Raw genomic sequence first — 21,745 nt, forward strand, 5'->3', positions numbered from 1 at the left:
TAAACTCTGTCCGATTGTCCGATGGCTATTGCCAACGCAATCTGCTCGAAAATGGGAGTTAAGACGGCAAGCCCGCGACCATCGACTAAATCATGGAGATAGCTGCACCGTGAACGCACCAAAACCCTTTCCGCTCAATGCCTGGTACGCGGCTGCATGGTCCCACGAGATCGCCCGCGAGCTTTCCGCCCGCACCATCTGCGGCAAGAACATCGTGCTCTATCGCCGCACGGACGGCGCCATCGCGGCGCTGGAGGATGCGTGTTGGCACCGGCTGCTGCCGTTGTCGCTGGGGCATCTCAAGGGCGATGACGTTATGTGCGGCTATCACGGGCTGGTCTTCAATTCGGCCGGCCGCTGCTCCTACATGCCTGCACAGAAAACGATCAATCCGTCGGCCTGCGTGCGTGCCTATCCGGTCGCTGAGCGGCATCGCCTCGTCTGGCTCTGGCCCGGCGATCCTGCGCAGGCGGACCCCGCCAAAATTCCGGATTTTCACTGGAACGACGGCACACACTGGGTCGGGGAGGGTGGCACGTTCTATCAGTTGAAATGCGACTATCGCCTGGTGGTCGACAACCTCATGGACCTCACGCACGAGACCTACGTGCACGCCGGCAGCATCGGGGACGAGGCAATCACGGCTGCGCCCTTCGATGTGACCCACACGGACAACACGGCGACGATGATGCGCTGGATGATCGACATCGAGCCGCCCCCGTTCTGGGGCCGTCAGCTTGCACGGCCAGGCCGCGTCGATCGCTGGCAGATCGTGACGTTCCAGGCTCCGTCGGTCGTCGTTGGCGACGTCGGTGTGGCGCTGACAAATACGGGCGCGCCCCAAGGCGATCGCTCGCAGGGCGTCAGCGGCGCGTTCTTGGCGGCGATCACGCCCGAAACTGAGACGACCTGCCACTATTTCTGGAACTTTGTCCGAAATTATCGAAAAGATGATCCGCAACTGACGAGAGAGCTCCAGCTCGCCCATGTCAACGGCGGGGCAGGCGTTTACGATCAGGATCACAGGATCTTGGAAGCGCAACAGGCGGCCATTGACAAGAACCCGCGTTCGCCCTTCTACGATCTCAACATCGATGCGGGCGCACTCTGGGCACGGCGGCTGATCGACCAGATGGTGGCCGACGAGCAGGACCGCGTGGTCGCAAATCTTGCGGCCGAGTGAGCAAAAAGTCATGGCCAAGCCGATGGAACCAATTGGTGCACGTCTTCGCGCCACGCGTGATCTTACTCCTGACGTCCGCCTCTTCGAGATCGAGCCGGACTACCCGTCAGCTAAGGTAACGCCTGGCAGTCACATCGACGTTCTCGTGCCGATCGACGGGCGGCCCCAGCTTCGTAGCTATTCGTTGGTGGGACCTGGCGGGGACGGGCTCTATCGCATCGCCGTCAAGCGGGTCGCTTCCGGCCGTGGCGGGTCGGTCGGCATGTGGCGCCTCAAGGCGGGCGAACCGCTCACAATTTTCGAGCCGCGAAATAGCTTCGAACTGAGCTACGGCCGGCCGGACTATTTGCTGCTGGCCGGCGGCATCGGCATCACGCCGATCTACACAATGGCGCTGGCGCTGAAGCAAACGGACGCGAATTTTCGCCTGCTCTATGCTGCGCGTAGCCGCAGCGATCTGGCACTCGCGGACGAGCTTGCCCGCTATATCGGCGAACGACTTCAGTTCTTCGTCAATGAAGAGGGACAGCGCATCGATATCGCCGGCGAGATCGCCCGGCTCGATCCGCGCGGCGAGCTCTATGTGTGTGGGCCATTCGGCATGCTGGAGGCGGCCAAGCGCGTGTGGCGCGAAGCGGGCAGGCCTGCGGCACAGCTCCGCTACGAGACGTTTGGCAATGCCGGTAAGTTCGCGGACGCGCCGTTCAGGATCAGGATTCCCCGATTGGGCCTGGAAATTGACGTCCCTGCCCATCGTTCCCTGCTAGAGGCGCTTGAAGATGCCGGCGTCGACATGATCTTTGGTTGCCGGCGCGGAGAATGCGGTCTTTGCGTGTTGCCGATCCTGGAGGCGTCGGCTGAGGTCGATCATCGTGACGTCTTCTTCAGCGGTGAAGAGCGGGCGACGAACGGCAAGCTATGTACCTGCGTGTCGCGCGCTGCGAGCGGTAGCCTAACCATCGACACACCCGATCGAACGCGGACCCCGCGTCATTCGCGGGACGCTCCGGTGGTGTAGAGCTTCACGGTCGCATGAGACCGAGGAGTAAGCTTCGCTCCACCATCGCTCCGCGGCGCAAGATCGTCCGCGACTGCCTTTTCGGATAACTGTCCTTATTGAGCGTGGACATCCCAATGACGGATCGCGACCATGCCCTTCCCCGCTTCGACGGTAACCCGCGAGCTCGGCACCAGATCGCCAAGACCGATCGCGATTGAATGATGATCGGCCGGTCGGTCGCGTCCTCACGCCGAACGAGGTACGGCCCGCCGCAATTTGAGTGAACGAGCGAGGCGGGCAAATCTGCATCGACCGGTTCTGATGGCCTCGACACGTCGCTTTACGGGTGCCTATTCGGTTTCTCAAGGGCGGAAAAGCGCTTCATCGAGTCTGCTCTTAAAATGCGGCAGTCTTGCAGCGCTAGGTCATACCGGGCCGGCGTCGTTCGGCCCTTCATGAGCATTCGACGCTGTCGGTTGTGGTTGTTGCCCAACGGCAATGTCGCCTTTCCCGCATGCTCTTTCTTTCTCTACTTCGAAACCGGTCGCCTTCTTGTGCTGGAAAGCGAGGTCTGCCACGTCTTTTCCCGCTTAAGTCTGTGTTCAGCGCTCGGACGCAACTCGCTTCGTTGGCTTGATCTGGCCGAAGACCGGCTGCGCCTCGATCGCCTGAGCCGCACCGCCGTCGGTTGAGACTTTCTTCCCCTGGGCTGCGCCCATTCCTCGCGAGACAAGAAAGTCTTCCCGCCGGCGTCCTCCGCATACGCTTCGGCCCGCGGGAAGAAGCGGGTGCGTCGCCGATCGTCTTCGGCCTTTAGATCGCCATCGAGGCCGCGGTAGTCGCGGGGCTCGAAACAACTCAAGGAGAAGTCACATGGCTAGCATCGGTTCTTTCAGGAAGGTCGGCTCGGATTTCCAGGGCGAGATCGTCACGCTGAGCTTGCAGGCCAGGGGCGTCCGCATCGTCGCCGAGGCCAACCGCTCAAACGAGAACGCTCCCAGCCACCGCGTCTATGTGGGCCGGGCGGATTATGCGTAGCGCGGGATTATGCGGAGTCGTTGGCTGGCAACCCCGGTTTTCCAGCGCTTTTGCCGCTGTGTCGCTCCGCATAATGACGGGCCGGTGTCTGCGGCGCCTCGCGATGTTGCGAGACGCCGCGGTGTCGGTCAGCGCGACCAGATCAGCGCACACTCGCCATCGTCGCCTTCGAAGAGGTTGGCTTAGATGGGCGCCGTGAAGGACGGATCGTCGAGCTTGACCGAGTGGTAGGAGCGGTTGTCCTTCGAGGTCCGGCGCCAGGCGGCACCGATCTCGACGCCTGAGACGATCACGCGCAGGTCTGGCGCCTTATCGCTGGTGGAGGCGGGATCGCTGGGGACGATGCGCGCCTTGGCATCGATCGCGAACGTCTTGATGGTGCCGGTGTAGGTGCCATCGTTGCTGCGGGTGAACGAACCGATCTGGGACATGATGGATCTCCTGTGCTGTGTTCAAGTCCGCGACCATCGCGGCCTTGTGGCGATCGATAGCCCCGGGACGGCCGACCCGCACCGTCAGGCCGCAGCGCATGCGGAGGACGGCGTGCGGCGATCTTGTTGCTGCGCGAGGAGCGGCGCAGCCGCGGGGAAGAAGATCGCCGACACGCTGTTGCGGGGAACAGGCCGGGTCGCAGACCGCATCTCGGGCAGATCCGCCCAGCAAGGCCCGTCGGTCGCAGGGCATCACGGCACGCCCGGAGAACCACCCGGCTCCAGTCGGGCAGCGCTGCTATGATGACCACCCGGCCCGCTCACGATCACGTCGGCGCCGTGCGCACATCGGCCATCAGCGACGCGATCAATGCGTCGGGCGCCTTGAACCGACCGCGTCGAAGCGCCGGCGGCAGCACTGCTTCGACGGCTTCAAGTTTTTCGGACGGATCCATCCGCAGGTACACTTCGGTCGTGCGGATATCGGCGTGGCCAAGCCAGAGCGCGACCTTGCGGATGTCACGTGTGGCCTGCAACATCAGAACCGCACAACTGTCCCGCAGAAGGTGTGGCGATAGCGTGCGGCCGCTCAGGGTCGGGCATCGAGCCGCGGCGGCCTTTGCGTGCTTTTCGAGGATATACTCAAAGCCGGCGCGGGTCATCGCAATCCCTTGGGCGTTGACGAACAGCTCTGTCGCTGGCGGCTTTCCTCATACTGATAGCCAAGCGCGCAGGTCACGCGCGGTTTCCTTCCAGAGCGGAAGGCTGCGTTCGCGCCGGCCCTTGCCGAACACCAGGATGCTTGGCCTCGGTTGCAGCGTGACGTTCTCCAGGGTGAGGCCGATCAACTCGGAGACGCGCAGGCCGCCGGCGAAGCACAGATGCAACATCGCCCGATACCGTAGTCCAAGGCGTGTCGTCGCGTCGGGAACATTGAGCACGGCGCGGATCTCGTCCATGGTCAGGTGGCGGATGAGCTTCTGGTCATGACGCTTGCCTGGGATCGCATTGATCTGGGCGACCTGCTCCAAGGCGCTGGGATGCCGCAGCTCGACGTAGCGCATGAACGACTCGATTGCGGCGAGCCGCAGGTTGCGAGTCGCCGGACTATTGCCGCGGTCATGTTCGATGTGATGCAAGAACGCGACCACCATGTCTGCATCAATCTGCTCGAGCTGGAGCAGAGAGGGGCGCGTGTGGCGAACAACAGCTGGAAGCTGTACGCATAGGTGTCGCAGGAGTGCGGACTGTAGCCGCGCTGCTGCGGCATGTGCTCGCGCTTGAAGCTGGTGATGAGCGGGGCAATCGGCGTCATGCGACCTCCCCGGCGATCAGCGCCTCGGCAGCACCCGCTATATCGGCCATGAGGTCCGGGGTGGCTTCCAGATACCAGTAGGTATGCCGGATGTCTGCATGGCCGAGATAAGTGGCGAGAGCGACGAAGTCGCGCGCAACGTCATCACGACGCGTCGCGCATTGCTCCAGCACGGGCGTCGCGAAGGTGTGGCGCCGATCATGGATACGCAGACGTCGCGACCGATTCTAACCGGCTTCAGCCTTGCGCAGGATCACATTGAAGTTGCTCTGGGCGGTCCGAAGCGACATCGGCTTGGCATCCAGGAACACATGGTCATCCATCCCGGCGAACCGCCGCCGTATCGCAAGATAGGCATGCAGCGCCTCGACCACGGTGCGGTGCATTGGCACGAGCCTGCTCTTGTTGAACTTAGTCAGGCGGATGTGCAGCAGCAGATCGTCCAACCTCAGGTTCAGAGCCTCGGAGATCCGCAGACCCGTCGACGCCAGCAGCCCGACCAGCATCACATAGATGTGGCGCCTGAGCGGGCTGGGCTTTTGGCGCCGTAGATTGTCCGCAGCGTCGAGCATGCGAGCCAGTTCCTCTGGCGTGTAGATATAGGGCGCAGGACGTGTTGCAGGGCTGCGGGGATGATGCGGTACTTCATGCTCATGATCCTCCGCGTAGAGGAAGCGTGCAAAGAGCGCGATCTCCTGAAGCCGCCGCTGGTGACTGCGCGGCGTCGACGAGACGGCCGCCGCCCAGGCGATCGCGGTCTCGCGGCGAACATGGGTATCGCCCTGGTCGACCGCATAGCTCGCGAACGCGGTGACGTGTCGGGCCGTCTTTGCGAGCTTGAAGCCGAGCGAGCGGCGCAGCTCGATGTAGCGATCAACATCATCGATCAGCATGGCGACCTCCCCGGCCAGGGCTGCGCGATGGCCGCCAGCTGCGCGGTATCGACCTTGGCGTAATGCGCCGTCATCGCTTGCGATCGGTGGCGCAGCACCGTGCTTACGCCCGGCAGGCTGACCCCGTGGCGGAGCATCGCCGTGGCCGCCGATTGGCGCAGGATATGCGCACCCTTGTAACGGCTCTCGACGCCCGCACGCTTGAGCGCGCGCTTGACCATACATTTGACCGCGATGCGGTCGATTGGCCGCAGCGGTGCATATTCGGTGATGAACACAGATGGTGTGGCCAGTGCCGGCGGTCCGCGTTCGATGTAGGCGAGCAGCGCGTCGCCGATGCCCTGGGTGAGCGGCAGCAGTTCCTCGCGCCGGCCTTGGCCGCACAGGCGGACGCTGCCCTGCCGCCAGTCGATATCGTCGAAGCTGAGCCGCGCCACCTCGCTCGCCCGAAGCCCGAGCCGGACCAACAGCAGGATGATGGCTCGGTCGCGCAGGCCCCGCTGCTCGTTGCACGCACCGATGATCCGCGCGATATTGGCATCAGGCAGGAAGCGCGGGATCGATGCCAGCTGCCATCCAGCAACATTCGGCATGGCGTGGTCGAGCCAGACATCGTCCTGTCGCGATCAGGAAGCACAGAAATCCATGCTGTCGAGCACCGACTCGCCACTCCTAACGATCTCCGCAACAATCCGGGCCTTCCTCGTCGCTCCACTTCCGCCCACGGCCGGCTCCGGTGAAGTCCTCGAGCCGCCGCACCGGCTCCGTGAGAGCAGTATGCACAGTGGCCATTCTAAGCCTAACGGTCCAAACCGAACCGCAGACTCGGCAGTTCACCCCGTCCCCCGTAATTGGGCCCCTGAACGGCGCTTACCTTCAACCCAAGAGCGGTGCAGACAAGCGCATTCGGTCTTACTGACCCCGCCGTCTCAGTATAGGCAGCTATGATACGCGCGGTTCGCGACGGCCTATTTGAGGTGATGCTAACCCGAATGCCGAGGTTCTAACTGAACTTCAAAGTGCGTCTTTTTCAACGTGAGCCACTCGGTGGCATCGCGCAGCCATGATTTCGTTCATCCGGTAGAGAGTTCCGCTGCGCTCGTTCGCTCGACTTCGGAGAAGGCGCGCGGGCCGCAGGCCGCACGCACGCATATTGTCGTCGTAGGCCGGAATGCTTCGTCCGAAACCGAACGCGTCCGTTGTCACGAATCGGTCAAGCCGCTTCCAATCCCGACGTTGATCAGACAATCGCCAGCTATTCAACTCACTGGAACTGGCCCAGAGCGTGCATCGTGACAGATGGGAGCCCATCTGAGTCTCGCGACATGAGCAACAGTTACGGCGCCCTCAAATCGTGTGGATCACCGGCATTAGGTTCGAAGACAGTATGCGCATCTGCGGTATCAAACTGACCCATGACGGAGCAGTCGCCCTTATCGAGGACGGACGGCTTGTCTTTTGTGTCGAGCAGGAAAAGCGAGACAATAATCCGAGATATCGAAAAATCGACAATCTCGATGCAGTTGTTGTCGCTTTGGCAGAGCACGGTTTAGATCCGCGTGACGTTGATCGGTTCGTCATCGACGGATGGTGGGGCGAGGTTGAGTCACAATTTCAGGTTCTCAGTGGGACTGCACCCATTACCCTTAAAGGGGCGCCGTATGTTGAGGGCAAGGCCGAAAGCCTCCTCATAGCGCACGACGGCTCTGGGCTGATGCTAAACGGGAGCGCCTTCCCTTATCAAAGCTATCCGCATGTTACAGCCCATGTGGCTTCCGCTTTTTGTACTAGTCCGTTTGCCAAGGCCGGGCAGCCCGCGTTCTGTCTGGTTTGGGACGGCGCCTCCTTTCCGCGTCTCTACCATGTGGAACGCCGCGCAGCCAGATTCCTCGAGTGTCTCTTCCCGCTGATAGGGCATGCTTATGCTGCCGCAGGCTATCACTTCGGACCATACAAGCAGGCGAACCGGACCAAGTGGGACCTCGGTGTTGCGGGCAAGTTGATGGCCTACATCGCGCTCGGTTCAGTCGATGAAAGCATCGTCGAGGTGTTTCAGGGGCTCTACGAAAAGCACTTTAGCACGTTTACGGAGCCAGTCGGTCGTTGCAGCGAGGACGCCGCGCTTGAGCCTGTCCATGCGTTCTTCGATGCCTGCGCGCTACGGTTAAAGGCCAACCCCCCCGCAAATGTGCTTGCATCCTTTCATTGCTTCCAAGAGCGACTGCTCGTTAGCAATCTCGCGAGTGCTATACAGAGGCATTCGAGCCTTCCCGCGCGCAATCTGTGCATAACCGGCGGCTGCGGTCTGAACATAAAATGGAATAGTGCATTACGAGCTGCCGGCTTGTTCGATGCTATCTGGGTGCCCCCCTTTCCGAATGACAGTGGCTCCGCAATAGGTGCCGCTTGCTCGGCATTAGCAGCGGACCAAGGCTTTGTACCATTGGAATGGTCCGTCTATAGTGGTCCAGCCGTGGACCGGGGCGACGTGCCGCCCGGATGGGGCGGCTCACCATGTAGCATGCGTGAACTTGCAACAATTCTTGCCAGCAACAAGCCCGTCATTTTCCTTGCCGGCCGCGCGGAGCTTGGACCTCGGGCTTTGGGTAGCAGGAGCATACTCGCCGCGGCGACATCGCCGCGAATGAAGGACCATCTCAACGACATCAAACTTCGCGAGCACTTCCGGCCTGTAGCGCCAATATGCCTGGAAGATCGTGCGCCGGATATTTTTAGTCCTGGAACGCCAGACCCTTACATGCTTTTCGAGCACCTAACACGAGTAGAATGGCGGGATAAGATCCCCGCTGTTGTGCATCTGGACGGATCTGCGCGATTGCAGACTATTTGCAGGACCTCTCAACACAAAATCGCCGAACTTCTCGTCGAATACGAAGGCCTGACCGGCATTCCGCTACTGTGCAATACCAGCGCCAATCACAATGGACGTGGGTTTTTCCCAACTGCGGCATCTGCCTGCCAGTGGGACCGCGTTGACCACGTGTGGTGCGATGGCATGCTGTGGACGAAACGCGAGGGCGGCGACTGAGCGCTGGCCAACGGCATCTTTCTCTCTAAGCACGGGGAAGCGAGACCGTACGCCGAAGATCGTATACTTCCGCAAAGGCCACCTAGTTTGACGAACGCGACCGCTGCAGGCCCTAGCGCTAATCCTAGGAGAAGCGCCAGGATTTCAGGGTCGAGATGATCACATCGCTGAGGGGCGGCGCGGTGGTCGCTGGATGAGAGGGAGCGGCTTGTTGCAGCAGGGTGGTCGGGATCCCCTTTCGCCCTCCTCGCGGAAGGATTCGGGCGGCGAACTAGGATCAGTTATCCAGCGAGTATCGCCTCTCTCTCTTTTGAAATGCTGCTGCGCCGCCCTCAAGTATCCGACACACCTGCTGCCGAGTACTTTGTGTATCTGCGCAATCCTCCAAAGCGCCGGCTGCGTAAGAGAAGGACGGTAAACCGCCGTTGTCTTTTACGCATTGGGCGACAATGGCTTGCTCGGCGTCCGTGTTGACGACTAGATTCGGTTGTGTGTGATGAGAAGGATTTGCCGCGGGAGCTTGGCTTTTTCGAAAATAGCTCCCCAAGAGGCTATAGATGGATTCGTTGTCAAGGTTCTCTTCTGGCTGATCGATCAGGAGGGGTGGGGTATCCTTCTGGTCGAAAACGCCCTCCGAGTTCGCCTTCACCTGTCACCCATGCCGGGATCTGGCGCTGCGCTATGCCGAAGGCTCCGGCTGAGTTGACCGATATCACGGTTCGCGGTCTTTGCATCCGTCTCGCCACTAACAACGCGCGTTCGCCACCAGTCGACGTATTGCAGGCCATCCTCCTCGTTCACATCCTCTACCGGCTTGTCACCGACGATATCGACAAATTGCTGCGCCGCGCGGATGCGCTACAACTAGCCCGATATTTTCAAGGACCTTCGGCTACGCGGAGAGACTAACAAGTCGCGCATTCCCTATGAGAACGCCTTCATTCCATCCCAATTCTTAGGAGGAGCGCTCGACGGCCTGAACGAAGACGCCCGTTACGTCTTGTACATCATGATCGAAACAGGTCTGCGCCCGTCCGAGATCGTTAATCTCCAGGAGCGCGCAATTCATCTGGATTGCGACATTCCGCATGTGGAGATCCTACCCGATGGGCGGATGCTGAAGACCGAGGACTCGAAACGGGAAATGCCGCTCGTCGGGGTTGCTCTTGAGGCCATGAAACTTCGACCTCAAGGCTTTGCGCGCTATCGCGATAAATCCTCCGGCATGTCCGGCACCATCAACAAGTACCTTAGAGAGAACGCTCTGCGTCCAACCGCTGACCATACGGTCTATTCATTGCGCCACAGCTTCAAGGACCGTCTGGTGGCCGCGGAAGCACCGGACAGCTTGATTGACAGTTTGATGGGTCACCGGTCCGGCAAACCCAAATACGGCAAGGGTCCGGCACTGGCACTCAAACTCAAATTCTTGGAGCGCATCTCATTTGCTTGCCCAGAACGACTATAAGACGAGAGGAGCCGGCGGGCGCGCTCTTTCGTGCCTTCGCGGCCGCGAAGCTCGGTCAGATGATGTTCGAGCTTCTCATACAGCGGAAGGAAATCGTCGCCATCGCGCTCGATGATATACGCAAGGAGGAGCAAAGCCCGCTCGGCCCTTATGATGGCGTCGACGACGTCGTTCCGCTCGGTAGTCATGGCTGCGTCTTTCGCGGCTTGGTACCGCTTGTTTTAGTCAGTCAGAAACTCTCAATCACGCGGACGTCGCCATCGCACGCCTTCGGATGCTAAAGATTGCCGCACCTGCTCGGGCGAGGTGAAGCCCATCGCGGCAAGCGCTCTGCCCGTGCCGTCGGTCAAGCCGACCGATTTCAGGAAAGCCGCGTCGGCGGGCAGATTGCGGGCATAAGAGCCGGAATTCGTAATTCCGGAATCCCCATCGTCGGCGTTGCGCGGCCTACCGATGCCGATCCGGTTCGCATAATTCCCTAAGCCGCCCCAGCTCGCCTGAGCTCGCCTGTGTTGTGGATGCGTCCTGTTTGTTGGGATGAGCATCAAACTGATTGCGCGGCTGGTCTCTATTGGCAACTGCGATTTCGGTGGCAACGGTTTGCACCACGCGTATGCGGTCCTGCGGGCTCATAGAGGAATCCGACACGCGGCTCAACACGCGATTAAAATCGCCATCACCAAGGCGGCTGGCACCTGGAATGTTCATCACTGCCTGATCGGCGGCCGCGCGCAACTGCCTTGCTAGTTCGCCGGAATCTTCAGTTCCTATCGCCATTCGAAAATACGTTCGTCTCAAATGTCTTCGGCCCGCCAAATGGCAGGAAATAGGCCAATCATCGCAGCGGATGATGAAGAACCCTCTAATTATTGACTAATTGATTGATTTCACGTCGGTTTTATTCGCCGTTGACCGTATGCCATCCATGGAATAATTATTGACTTTATTCCCTCTATGGAATATATTGTCAATGACATGGAACGTCGAATACACGGACGAATTCGAGGAAGAGTTCTGGAACGGCCTCGGCGAGGCCGAACAGGAAGACGTCACCGCGTCGGTGTCTCTCCTCGAAGAGCGCGGCCCGAACCTGCCGTTTCCCTATTCGTCCGGTATCGAAGGCTCAAAGCATGGTCACATGCGCGAGTTACGGGTTCAGAGCGGAGGAAAGCCGATCCGGATTTTCTATGCTTTCGATCCGCGCCGCTCAGCGATCTTGCTGATCGGTGGAGACAAGACGGGCAAGGACAGGTTTTACGAGGAAATGGTGCCTGTCGCTGACAAGCTTTATGACGTGCATCTCGAAGAGCTCAAGAAGGAGGGGGTTGATCTGATGGCTGGACATCGTTCATTCAAGGGACTGACCAAGGGCTTTTCGCAAGAGCGCAAGGCGCGCGTTGTTGCGCGTGCGGACGTTCTCAAGAAGGAAATGGCGCTGCACGAACTACGGCAGGCGCGCGAGCGTTCGCAGGAAGAGTTGGCGCGCGAGTTACGGGTCGGGCAACCGGCTGTCGCCAAACTGGAGCGTCGTGCGGATATGTATGTCAGCAACTTGCGACGTTACATCGAGGCGTTAGGCGGCTCGCTAGAAATCACGGCGCGTTTTCCGGAAGGAAGCGTCAACATCGTCAATTTCGGCGAGTTGGATAAGAGACGCGCGCAAGAATCGTAAATTGAGCAATGGTCCGGCCGGGCGTTCGTGAGCGATCGGCAAGGGTGAAGCGCGCTTCTGTCCCTCTGCGATGAGCCCGCGTTAGCTGCGGGTCTCCCCGGCCGGTGCCTTAGCCCTCCTCGAAAAGGGCGTCCCACTATTTCATGTTGACCGGATGCGACGGCGGCAGCGCGTTCACGAGGTTGCATCTCACGCCGTAAATCTCGTGCGTGCCGATTTTCTCAAAACGTTCATCGATCGCCATAGAGATAGGCGGCGATTTCATCGGCGCCGCGCAAGATGTCGCCGCCGAGGCTGTGATGATGTTGGGGAGGAGAAGTTTCGATCATTCTCATGATGATACCGAAGCGCGCGGCGGACTGAGTACGCAAAAAATGCTTTGAAGAGGTTTCGGTCGATGGGCGTGAGAAATTTCTTTGAAGAGGCTTGTAAATTGCATCGCTGCCCGAGCATTCAAACTTGCAGACGGCGGCGGACTTCTACGGTCGCCTCTTTTTGACCGTCGCGTTAGGAAGCACTTCGCCGTAGAATTCAACGGCTTGCCATCTTAACCAAGCATGAAAGCAATTTTGCGCGATGCGCGTGTTACACTCTCCGTATCAGGGAGAGTTGCAATGCAGGATGACAAGAAAGACCCAAGCCTTCCGTTGGTAGGCGGAGCTAATCGATTTCGCCCTTTAAAGCTCAGCGAAATCAATCGCCAATTGGCGAACAGAGACTCGTCCACTTTCGCCGAGTCCTAAGCCACCGATCGATCACGCCATACCGAGAGATGAGTTGCGACGTTTGGGTATTCTCAGCCCCAAGAACGGATGACCTGTGACGGGGGTTAGTTATTCCCGTCACGATACCGAAGCATGCGACGACCTGAGTGCTAAAAAAGCCTTTGGAGAAGTTTCGACCCGAATGTTGCGTGAAATTTCTTTGAAGGGGCTTGTAAATTGCGTGACGCGCCGAGCGTGCGCGAAGAATACCTCAAGGCAACCAAGCAACGAGGTATTTCGTGCAGAACACCATTCAAGTCGGAAGGCGTATCGTTCCCATTGAGCAGATCGCTTTGATCGAACCGTTTGACCGTGAGACGCAAAAGAACATGCGCAGCGATCGAACCTTCAGGTCCCGGATCGTCCTCTTAAATCGCGATAGCGTATTGTCCGAAAGCGACTCGCTGGCGCTCGCGGAAGAGCATGCGTTTCGCATTCTCCTAAAGGATAATGTCGCGACCAATCCCGCCGTGAGTTTTAGCGTTGAGACCTTCGAGCCGACGGCGAGTCTTCAGCCCTCTAAGCCGTTTGCTTCTCGTCTCATGTGGCGGGACGAACGGGGAGATGTCCAGAGCAAGCTTCTTTTGACCGAGGTCGAGGATCTCATCGCGACCGTCGTTCGTGGCGCACCCTCTCAAATCGACCAGGCCGATCAGCGGCCGGTGCGACTTCCTCGAAGGCGACGGCGAGCCACGCCCGCGACAGCCCCACAAACGTAGATAAAGGAGCGCGTCCCGCCTCGGGCGTGACTGGGCTCTACGCGCTTCGCTTGCCGAGCCGCGAAGCCGCGTCTCGTCCCGTCGGGGTACGATCCCGTCGCGCATGCCCGATGAATTTTCGGGAAGTGGGATTTGATCGAGGGGCCTGCAATCCCTCGGCTGTCAAGGCCAGGGCGAGCGGAAAGCACCGGACCTGATTGCAGCTTCGCGGCTGCCCGCACCACTCCCGTGCTTCCCGGCCTTGACAGCCATACCCCGCTCAAGAGGGCATCCATCGGGTTTGCTGCGAAAACCCGCTGTCAAGGGAAACCGATCGAGCCGACGGGTGGATAGCAAAACCAGTTCCTTCCCCGCATCGCTTCTAAGCCACTTGAAATTGTGATAATTTCTATCATTTTGCTATATTCGATGAGCAGTAAATAAGGGCCTGATAGCAAATATTCAGTCTTTCTGGTATATTTACTGGCAGCAAAAGGATGGCTTTCGCGGTCGATTGGCAGGCAACGGAGAAGACGGTAGTCGACAAGCTTTTGAAGACACTTCAGGAACTTCCGGCTGCCGACGCTCACCTACAGAGCGGCCAGCGGTCTTTCTCCAACGCCCGATCGCGGATAGACGCCGAAATCGATCTCCGCATCTCCAATCAAAACCTCACGCTGCTCGTCGAGGCCAAGAAATCCCTCTTCCCGCGGGACGCGCGCGAAGCGCTTTGGCAGCTACGGGAATACGCAAGCCAATTTGGCGGCGGCGACCACGTCATTCCCCTTCTTGCCGCTGAATCCATATCCCCCGGCTCGAAGGAATTTCTGCGACGGGAAAATGTCGGTTATTTCGAGATGGGCGGAAGTCTCTTTATTCCCGCGCCCGGAGCCTATGTCCTGATCGATAAACCCGTGCCGAGGAACTTGGCCCGGTCGGTGAGCACCGTTTTCAAAGGCAAACGCTCGCAAGTCCTCCGCGTCCTTGACCCTCAGCACTGGTTTAGCGTGAAAGCGCTCTCGGAGGCGGCCCGCGTATCGCCTGCCACGGCCTCGGAAACGTTGATCATGCTCGAACGGTTCGAGTGGCTTGCCGCGCGCGGCCAAGACCCTTCCAAGGAGCGCCAACTTACCGCGCCGCGAGCGCTACTGGACGAATGGAAAAAGCAGGTCCTCGCCGGCATCAAGCCGAAAACGCGCCGCTATTATGTGCCTAACGCGACGAACGAGGATACGTTTATCGGCCGGATGGATACGGCTTTCGCGGAGGCTGGCGTCGAATATGTGCTCACTCAAGAATCAGCCGGCCGACGCTACGCGCCCTTCCTTTCCTCTCTGTCCCGCGTATCTTGCCGCGGGGCATCTACCCGCAGCGCGGGAAATGCTTTAAGCAGGCTCGGAGCCCGGGAGGTTTCCGAAGGCGCAAATTTCACTATGATCGAGACCCTCGCCGAGGAAGGGCCCTTCCTGTTTGAGGAGCGTCATGGTGCGGCCTGGCTTGCCAGCCCGGTCCAAGTCTATCTTGATCTGTTGATCGCGGGAGGGCGGGCTCAGGAGGCGGCTGAACATCTTCGCAAGGAAAGAATAAGTTTCTAATGGCCAAGCCCGAAACCGCTGCCGGATATGAAAAACAAGTCAAGGAAAACTGCGAGCGGCTGCTCGTTACCCTGGTCCGGAATCTCGGACCGTGGAAGAAATCCGTTTATCTCGTCGGCGGACTCACGCCACGCTACGTCGTCACGAAGCCGCCGCCAGGTAAACAGCATGCCGGCACGGGCGATGTCGATGCCGTCGTCGAGCAGCAGGTGCTCGCCGACACGGAGGCCTATCGAACCCTCGAAGAAATCTCAAGCAGATGGGGTTCACGCGCACCACGAACGACAAGGGACAGCCGCTATCCTGGCGCTGGCAAGCCAAGACCGAATCCGGCGGCTCAATCATTCTGGAATTCCTTGCCGACGATCCCAAACGTGGCGGCGGAAAAGTCGCTCCGTTGCCCGCCGAGGGAGGGAATATCTCCGCGTTGAACGTTCCGCACGCATCGCTCGTGTTTGATCATTACGAAGTCAAGGAGATCGCCGCGGACCTGCTTGGCGGCAAAGGCGCGGCCACCGAGGAAGTCCGCCACGCGGATATCGTGAGCTTCACCTGCCTCAAGGCTTACGCACTGGATGATCGGCACGAACGCAAGGACGCTCATGACACCGTCTATTGCCTGGAAAACGATCCTGCGCAAGCATTTCGTGACGGACGACAAAACGGAAGGCTATCGCAAGGACGGCTCCGTCGCCGTGGCTCAGTTTGAAATCGAAGGCGACGACGCGGAAGCGCGCGAGCAACGGACGCTACGCCAGCGCGTTGCAAGTGATGTCGTGATGCGCTTCGTAGAAGCCGTGGGCTAACTTGCGACGTCCAACAAACGGATAACAAAGCGTACAACAATCGCGCGTTTGTTGATTGGCGCAGTTTTTTAAGTGTTTGAATCTGAGGATTCGTGTAGCTTGCTTTCTGTTCAGGGCGCTTCGCCCGCTCCAATACTTAGCAGGTTTCCGCAGAGAAGTATTCTCGCTTTATTCTCGGGGTAGCCTTCCGCAACTCGGAAGCTTGTGGCAATCCTTATGGAATGGGATTGCCGGTCAGAACACTCATCGGGATCGTGCTCGCTTTCGTCAGCACCCTCATTGCGCGCACCGCATTCGAGATTTCATATCGGCTTGGCTTCTACCCGGAAAAATGGCTGGCCGATCTAACCATGGGCGCGCTTGGCAGTACGCTCGCTTTTTGGCTGATCCTAAGCGTGGCTGCATTCGCAATCTGGATTGGCCTTGAATTCGCCGCCCGTCGTTGGCTGCGTGCGAACTCAGGCATGCCCCCACCTGGAACTGCCGGGGGTGACAAAATACCTGGGCCCACAATTACCCAATACCTGCCAGCGACCGCTCCTGCGATTCTTCTCCAGGACGGATGGATATTGAACTTCAACCCGACCGTACTCACGGGCCGGAAGCTGATTTCGTTCAACTCAAATGGCCAAATTGGAGAGGGTAGGAATCAGAACGAGTGGACCTGGTCGATGGTCGGGGACGAGCTTGAGATACGGCGCAGAAATGGGGATCTTCAAAATCGTTTCAGGTTCGATCCGCATGGCACGAAATTTATTTCGACCAACCATCCTGACGCGCAAGGCATAAGAGATCAATTCATCTTTCGAGACCGCGCTGCCCAAAATTCCAGCTGAGCCGAATCCTCCCTCATTCGGGAAGAACGAAGCGGAGAAACGAGGTGAGATCATTCGCTACTTGGAAGATGCACTCGCAATCGCGAATGAAATTGAAGATCGCGATACGGGCTATCCAATGGAACGAGCGTTGGACGAAACGCGTGCAAAGCAATTCCGGTTGACCAATAGTGACGCGCTCCAAGAGCGCGCCGTTCGATTGTTGAAAGTGCTGACGCTGTCCGCCGGTTTGAGGCTCCATAAGAATCTAACGTCATCGCTTGTGAGCATTTACAAGGATTGTGTAAGACGATCGACCCCATAGACACGAGATCCTGCCGAATGGCATTCTCTGCGTCTAGTCGCTCTCGAGTTTAAGGTTGCTGCAGATGACGAAGGACCGTGATGCCGGAGTTTCGCAACGCAGATCTATAACTGCGCGCACTTTTTCGTCGCTCATGCGCATAGAAAGCAAAAAATCCGCGCGATCGTTGTTCTACTCTACTTGAGCGGCATGACGACCCCCATGTCGACAACGTCCATCACGTCACCAGTCTCTTCCATCATTATGATGTATACAGACCCAGGAGGTGGCTGCCAGAAAGTTGCTCATGGCAATCGATGTCGAAGGGCGGGGCACAGCGGTCTCATACCAAATAATCTGTGATTGTAGTGTTTTCGGTGCTGGACGAATAGAGCGTTTATACAACCTTTGGCTGGATGGCGCTATCTCAAGGCGCCAGGCTCGTACATGCGTATTCGGCACGAGGCCGGAAGTGCGTGTGCTTAGTGTCCAGCCACCGATTGTTACCGATTTTGCAAAACCGAACACTTTTTTGGAGAGTGCGATGAAGGCCAAAGCGATACTCCCGTTCGCATTTTGTCTGCTTTCTGCCGGCGACGCCTCCGCCTGGAATCTCAGGGGCCATATGGAGATAGCGGCTATCGCCTGGGATCAGCTGACGCCTAGAGCCAAGGCTAGGGTCAGTCAGCTGCTAAGACTGAACCCGGATTATGATCACTGGGTTGAGGGTTTCTCGAGCCGCGAGAAAAGCAAGGCCGCCTTTACCCGTGCCGCGGGATGGGCGGATGACATCAAGAAAAAGGACGACTACACGGATGACGGCGAAAAGCCGTCAGGTCCCGATTCTGCGCGCAACATAGGCTACCGCGACAAACTGATGCATCGCTACTGGCATTACAAGGATATTCCGTTCTCGCCGGATGGGACCCAGACGCATGACGGGCCCGAGCCTAACGCTGAGACTCAGATTATTACCTTCCGTAATGCGCTCGCCTCGGAAGCTTCTGATGACGTGAGATCGTATGATCTCGTCTGGCTGCTTCACTTGGTCGGCGACGTCCACCAGCCCCTACACGCAACCTCGCGTTTTACCCAGGATTTGCCAGATGGCGATCGTGGTGGCAACGACGTGAAATTGTGTGAAAAGCCGTGCAGGAACGAGCTGCACGCCTTCTGGGACAATCTTTTTGGAACGGGAACGAGCACGCGCGCGGCGATCAACGCAGCACGAAAGGTCGATGATGCGCCTGCTGGGAGCGCCGCCAACGAGGACGTCCATGCCTGGATCGTGGAGAGCTTCGAGCTGGCCAAGAGCGACGTTTATAAGCCGCCAATCGGCGTGGGCGGTGGGCCGTTCACCATCACCGACACGTACAAGCGAAAGGCGAAGGCAGTTGCGAATGAACGGGCGGCCATCGCGGGAGCACGCCTCGCGAAGCTCCTGAACAACGCACTGCAATAGTGAGCGCGATGCGCCGCCCGGCAGCGACGGTTATGATTGCGATGCTGCCGTTTGCATTCAGCTCATTGGCGCGGGCCGCTCCGGGTGACCGCCTGCGCCGCCGGAACTGCAATCGAGGGGCCGGTGAATAGCATTTGCCTCATTGCGCGACATTACAATTCGAGCGGTTACGCTCTTGCCTCTCCGGGACGAGGACTTTTCCACCTTAATATCACACGACTTCGTAGGCGATTAGGACTGATGTAAAGGTGAGAGAGCGATTCCGTGGATTTCATCTATCCGCTCATCCAATATGTCGCGCTTGGCTATGTCGGGCGCTGTTTTCCCGAGCTTGCCGCATTTGGCCGCCTCTTTCCGCCACCTATCAATCTTGGCTTGATGGTCTACCACCTCGCTGTCCCGCTTCACCAAGAAGCCCCAGCCGGGCTGGCGCGGCTGGGGCTTAAGATGCGTGCCCGTGTTGAGGCGGACACCGCCGGACCCTAGCAAACCTCAAACGGAGTTTTTCGGCGATATGATTCGCCTCTAGGCCGAAAACCTCCGCGGGAGCATTGACCAGCGAGTGTCCGCCTCTGAAAGGTCACGGGCGTCAGCCGCGGCTATCCGTTATGGTAACCTCAATTGGCGCGCTGCTCGTCGCTCTTGTCGTTGGACTTGGCGTTGAACAGAGCGGTCGGCAGATGTCCGACTCGGAAATGAAGGCCTTCGACGCGAAACTGAGAGTGCAAACAGCAATGTATTGAGAGCGTCAAAAATAGCGGCTCATTGGCCGAAAGCATGAAGGCCTATGCCGAGGTTGCCGTGAGGCAATGCACAGAAAAGACGCCGGTCGGACCGATTAGGCGCGATCGAGCCAGTCGCTGTAAGGGCGGTTTTGGAATTTCGACGCGACCTCGTCGAAAAGCTCCCGGGCGGCCTTTTCGTCGCCTTCGATGCTGATCAGGGCAAAGTGGTCAACCACCTTCGGCCTCATGCTGCTGGCATGGGCCAAAACCTGGATCGTGGCTTTCCCATTAGAAAATTGTCGAGTACTCACTTGCTATCCATCCTTGCGCAGATTCATGGCACGATAGGCTTTTTGACGTAGCTCAACCCGATAAAGCTGGGCTCCTAGTTCCTGTGATGGCGAACTTTCAAGCTATCATGATCTTCGCTTGGTGGTCCGCTGTTCTCATCAACTAGTGCGGGTGAAAGCCTACCCTTGGGGCCGTTCTGACGGCTCGATTTGCGCGGCTTGCGCGGCGGAATCATGAGTACTGCAACGAGGATGTTGATCAACAGCCAAATACTGAGAAGTACAAGAATCGTTCGCATCAACTTCTCGACCTTCTTGCCCAACAAAGCCGCAAATGGATCGATCGCGTAACTCGGGTACTTGGCACACGACCGCGACTTACAACCTTGGCGGGCCCGGTATGCTGGATTGCACTGATTAGCACTACAGCGAAGGCGAGAACCGTCTTTGATCGGTAGTTATCGGCCGTCTTTCTGCTCTATCGCCGCGTTTGACGCGGCGCCGCCAGCCTCGACGGCTTCGAAGGGGATTCTCCCGGAACCAGTACGTTTGGCCCTAAAGCGTAAAGGCAACGCATGTTGGCCGGATGACGTTGTCGTCATGGATAATCTCGGCAGCCACAAGGGTGCAGGCGTCCGCGCAGCGATCGAGGCTACCGGCGCAAAGCTCCTTTATTTCCTGCCCTACAGCCCCGATCTCAATCCGTTCTCCAAACTCAAAGCTCTGCTGCGCACCGCCGCAGAGCGAACCGTCGAAGGTTTATGGAGCGCAATCGGGCGCTGCCTCGACCGCTTCACGCCGCATGAATGCGCCAACTACTTCGGAGCCGCTGGATACGAACCAACCTGATCGAGAACCGCTCTAGGGGCTAAGCGGCGGCTAAACAGGTAACCCCAGCGATAGGATGGATCTATCGCGGACCGGTGACGAGTACCACGAGAACGCATGGGCATTGAGAACCCGCCGGCTCCCCGGTCGGCGGGTTTTTCAAGCGACTAGCCCTCCTGGCAGGTGATGCCGAGGCTGTCGCAAGTGAGTGCGAAAGACTCTTTTGATTTAGGATCTTCAAAACAGAACCTAGTACCGATCTCCGCGCGGTCGGTCCACCAGCCAACGTTAGCAGCTTTTGCGATACGGGAAGCTTCGCCCCGCAACAGGTCAAGCTGTTTCCCGGCAGCACGAACAATCAGGCAATTCTCCTTGGTCATAAAGGTCTCTCCGAAGGGAATCGGGGGCGCCCCCGTCAGTACGAAGGCCGCAGCAGGGGACTGCTGCGGCCAGCGCGATGGTCAAAATAGACCGGGTGAAAAGGTCTAAGTGAAATATGGAGCCAGCCCCGGTGAGACCGAGCGTACCGCAGCCTTTCGCGCTGGCAATATGATCTACTTCACAATGTTCCGCAGGCTTAACGTGCATCGAGGTGAGGGAAGCCCCGCCGGGGCTGGCGAGCTGGCGGGCGTTCACCTCTGAGGGCCGCGTATGTCCCCCACGACGCGATATGCTTAGGATCTAAGCGCCGCGCCGATCGTGCGGAACGTCGCGGCTCGGGCCGCAGGGGTCATACCAGAGCGGCGCCTGCGGCTGCTCTTATCAGGAGGCGTGTGGGAATTTGGACACACATCCGGGAATAATCGGCAAGCGAAGGAACGGCAGATCGGAAATGTGCTTGTCTCTGGCCGGTGACGGCCTCTATCCCACGAGGCAAGAGCCTGTCCGGCGGCCCCAGCATCGTCATGCCCCCCGGCCTGATGCTGGGGCCACCACGGGCGCCGTTTCTGTACGAGGCGTCGATTGGACGAGACTTGGAGAGTCCTGTTTGCGATCAGTGCGACGGCTGTTGTCGCTGTTGGCTCCTTCTTCGCCATCCGGTTTATTATCGGTGTGCACCTCTGACCTCGATCTGAGTTGATCGCTTGCCCGGTGGCCTACAATTGCTAGTCGTGCATCGCCGCGATCAAAGTCAGGACGGACGTCGCCGCCGCGACCGCAGGCTTGGCAAAACGAACCGCGGCTCGACATCAGACAGCCGAACGTCATCCGGTCAGCGATCAGCATCCAAAGCGACGTGGTGGCCGCAATGGCAGTAGACCACGACGCCGCAAGCCCATTCCCCGCATATCTCCGAACGTGATCTTGCGTGGTCGGCCGTCAGCATGCGTGGGCGTGTGGCGTCGGACAGGACGAGGCATGCCGCCATCAAAGCGGCTTCGTAAGTAGCTCGGTATCGATCCTAGTGG

At 58.9% G+C, this 21,745-nt stretch carries 22 protein-coding genes and 3 pseudogenes; 18 read left to right on the top strand and 7 right to left on the bottom strand.

Annotation, left to right across the window (positions count from 1 at the left end; genetic code table 11):
• Nucleotides 1-109 precede the first annotated feature (109 nt).
• From CVM73_RS18730 to CVM73_RS18740, 4 genes and pseudogenes are all read left to right on the top strand, one after another.
• Nucleotides 110-1,183: an aromatic ring-hydroxylating dioxygenase subunit alpha gene (locus CVM73_RS18730; RefSeq protein WP_100233393.1), complete on the top strand. Its 1,074-nt coding sequence runs from the start codon at nt 110-112 to the stop codon at nt 1,181-1,183.
• Between the two features lie 10 nt (nt 1,184-1,193).
• The gene (locus CVM73_RS18735; protein WP_100233394.1) at nt 1,194-2,201 is read left to right on the top strand and encodes a PDR/VanB family oxidoreductase; all 1,008 of its coding nucleotides are present in this window, start codon (nt 1,194-1,196) and stop codon (nt 2,199-2,201) included.
• 437 nt (nt 2,202-2,638) lie between these two features.
• A complete protein-coding gene (locus tag CVM73_RS40695) occupies nt 2,639-2,875 on the top strand; it encodes a hypothetical protein (RefSeq protein WP_146006613.1) in 237 nt (78 codons plus the stop codon).
• 181 nt (nt 2,876-3,056) lie between these two features.
• Nucleotides 3,057-3,212 (top strand): annotated as a pseudogene (locus tag CVM73_RS18740) (DUF736 family protein); the annotation flags it as partial.
• Nucleotides 3,213-3,403: 191 nt separating this feature from the next.
• On the opposite strand, the gene CVM73_RS18745 reads toward CVM73_RS18740, so the two are convergent.
• The 5 genes and pseudogenes from CVM73_RS18745 to CVM73_RS18760 all read right to left on the bottom strand — a co-directional run bounded on the left by CVM73_RS18745 (nt 3,404) and on the right by CVM73_RS18760 (nt 6,453).
• Nucleotides 3,404-3,652 carry a DUF736 domain-containing protein gene (locus tag CVM73_RS18745; protein ID WP_100233396.1) on the bottom strand — a complete coding sequence of 83 codons (249 nt, stop codon included), beginning with the start codon at nt 3,650-3,652 and terminating at the stop codon, nt 3,404-3,406.
• Between the two features lie 326 nt (nt 3,653-3,978).
• A pseudogene (locus CVM73_RS18750) lies at nt 3,979-4,890 on the bottom strand (tyrosine-type recombinase/integrase).
• A gap of 73 nt (nt 4,891-4,963) precedes the next feature.
• Nucleotides 4,964-5,140, bottom strand: coding sequence for a site-specific integrase (locus tag CVM73_RS41005; protein WP_245452339.1), 177 nt, complete (start codon nt 5,138-5,140; stop codon nt 4,964-4,966).
• Nucleotides 5,141-5,194: 54 nt separating this feature from the next.
• Nucleotides 5,195-5,860, bottom strand: a complete 666-nt coding sequence (locus tag CVM73_RS18755; protein WP_245452340.1) for a tyrosine-type recombinase/integrase — start codon at nt 5,858-5,860, stop codon at nt 5,195-5,197.
• Complete coding sequence (locus CVM73_RS18760; protein WP_208639218.1) at nt 5,854-6,453, bottom strand: tyrosine-type recombinase/integrase; 600 nt, start codon at nt 6,451-6,453, stop codon at nt 5,854-5,856. The genes CVM73_RS18755 and CVM73_RS18760 overlap by 7 nt, the downstream gene beginning before the upstream one ends.
• A gap of 794 nt (nt 6,454-7,247) precedes the next feature.
• Here CVM73_RS18760 and nodU point away from each other — a divergent pair.
• From nodU to CVM73_RS39230, 13 genes are all read left to right on the top strand, one after another.
• Complete coding sequence (nodU, locus tag CVM73_RS18770; protein WP_100233397.1) at nt 7,248-8,909, top strand: nodulation protein NodU; 1,662 nt, start codon at nt 7,248-7,250, stop codon at nt 8,907-8,909.
• Between the two features lie 1,000 nt (nt 8,910-9,909).
• Nucleotides 9,910-10,377: a tyrosine-type recombinase/integrase gene (locus CVM73_RS18775; protein WP_208639219.1), complete on the top strand. Its 468-nt coding sequence runs from the start codon at nt 9,910-9,912 to the stop codon at nt 10,375-10,377.
• Between the two features lie 59 nt (nt 10,378-10,436).
• Entirely contained in the window at nt 10,437-10,658 is a 222-nt protein-coding gene (locus CVM73_RS18780) for a hypothetical protein (RefSeq protein ID WP_146006614.1), read from the top strand.
• A gap of 256 nt (nt 10,659-10,914) precedes the next feature.
• Entirely contained in the window at nt 10,915-11,124 is a 210-nt protein-coding gene (locus CVM73_RS39225; protein WP_146006615.1) for a hypothetical protein, read from the top strand.
• Between the two features lie 223 nt (nt 11,125-11,347).
• Nucleotides 11,348-12,049, top strand: a complete 702-nt coding sequence (locus CVM73_RS41010; RefSeq protein ID WP_158237580.1) for a type II toxin-antitoxin system RelE/ParE family toxin — start codon at nt 11,348-11,350, stop codon at nt 12,047-12,049.
• 209 nt (nt 12,050-12,258) lie between these two features.
• On the top strand, nt 12,259-12,432 hold the full coding sequence (locus CVM73_RS39745; RefSeq protein ID WP_158237581.1) for a hypothetical protein: 174 nt from the start codon (nt 12,259-12,261) through the stop codon (nt 12,430-12,432).
• Between the two features lie 620 nt (nt 12,433-13,052).
• Nucleotides 13,053-13,532 (top strand): hypothetical protein, encoded by a 480-nt coding sequence (locus CVM73_RS18790; protein WP_100233399.1) that lies wholly within the window; start codon nt 13,053-13,055, stop codon nt 13,530-13,532.
• 476 nt (nt 13,533-14,008) lie between these two features.
• Nucleotides 14,009-15,106: a hypothetical protein gene (locus CVM73_RS18795; RefSeq protein WP_100233400.1), complete on the top strand. Its 1,098-nt coding sequence runs from the start codon at nt 14,009-14,011 to the stop codon at nt 15,104-15,106.
• Nucleotides 15,106-15,537, top strand: coding sequence for a hypothetical protein (locus CVM73_RS41015; protein WP_245452341.1), 432 nt, complete (start codon nt 15,106-15,108; stop codon nt 15,535-15,537). The genes CVM73_RS18795 and CVM73_RS41015 overlap by 1 nt, the downstream gene beginning before the upstream one ends.
• A gap of 144 nt (nt 15,538-15,681) precedes the next feature.
• Complete coding sequence (locus CVM73_RS41020; protein ID WP_245452342.1) at nt 15,682-15,912, top strand: hypothetical protein; 231 nt, start codon at nt 15,682-15,684, stop codon at nt 15,910-15,912.
• A gap of 221 nt (nt 15,913-16,133) precedes the next feature.
• Nucleotides 16,134-16,748, top strand: a complete 615-nt coding sequence (locus tag CVM73_RS18805) for a hypothetical protein (protein WP_100233401.1) — start codon at nt 16,134-16,136, stop codon at nt 16,746-16,748.
• Nucleotides 16,749-17,575: 827 nt separating this feature from the next.
• Nucleotides 17,576-18,493 (top strand): S1/P1 nuclease, encoded by a 918-nt coding sequence (locus tag CVM73_RS18815; protein WP_158237582.1) that lies wholly within the window; start codon nt 17,576-17,578, stop codon nt 18,491-18,493.
• 264 nt (nt 18,494-18,757) lie between these two features.
• Nucleotides 18,758-18,979 (top strand): hypothetical protein, encoded by a 222-nt coding sequence (locus CVM73_RS39230; RefSeq protein WP_146006616.1) that lies wholly within the window; start codon nt 18,758-18,760, stop codon nt 18,977-18,979.
• 352 nt (nt 18,980-19,331) lie between these two features.
• On the opposite strand, the gene CVM73_RS39235 is transcribed toward CVM73_RS39230, so the two are convergent.
• The gene (locus CVM73_RS39235) at nt 19,332-19,529 is read right to left on the bottom strand and encodes a hypothetical protein (protein ID WP_146006617.1); all 198 of its coding nucleotides are present in this window, start codon (nt 19,527-19,529) and stop codon (nt 19,332-19,334) included.
• A gap of 561 nt (nt 19,530-20,090) precedes the next feature.
• Between CVM73_RS39235 and CVM73_RS18830 the strand changes: the two are divergent.
• Nucleotides 20,091-20,357, top strand: a pseudogene (locus CVM73_RS18830) (transposase); the annotation flags it as partial.
• A 146-nt stretch (nt 20,358-20,503) separates the two neighbouring features.
• Here CVM73_RS18830 and CVM73_RS18835 read toward each other — a convergent pair.
• Nucleotides 20,504-20,716 (bottom strand): hypothetical protein, encoded by a 213-nt coding sequence (locus CVM73_RS18835; RefSeq protein WP_100233406.1) that lies wholly within the window; start codon nt 20,714-20,716, stop codon nt 20,504-20,506.
• Nucleotides 20,717-21,745: the final 1,029 nt, after the last annotated feature.

The organism is Bradyrhizobium forestalis (assembly GCF_002795245.1).
GTDB lineage: Bacteria > Pseudomonadota > Alphaproteobacteria > Rhizobiales > Xanthobacteraceae > Bradyrhizobium > Bradyrhizobium forestalis.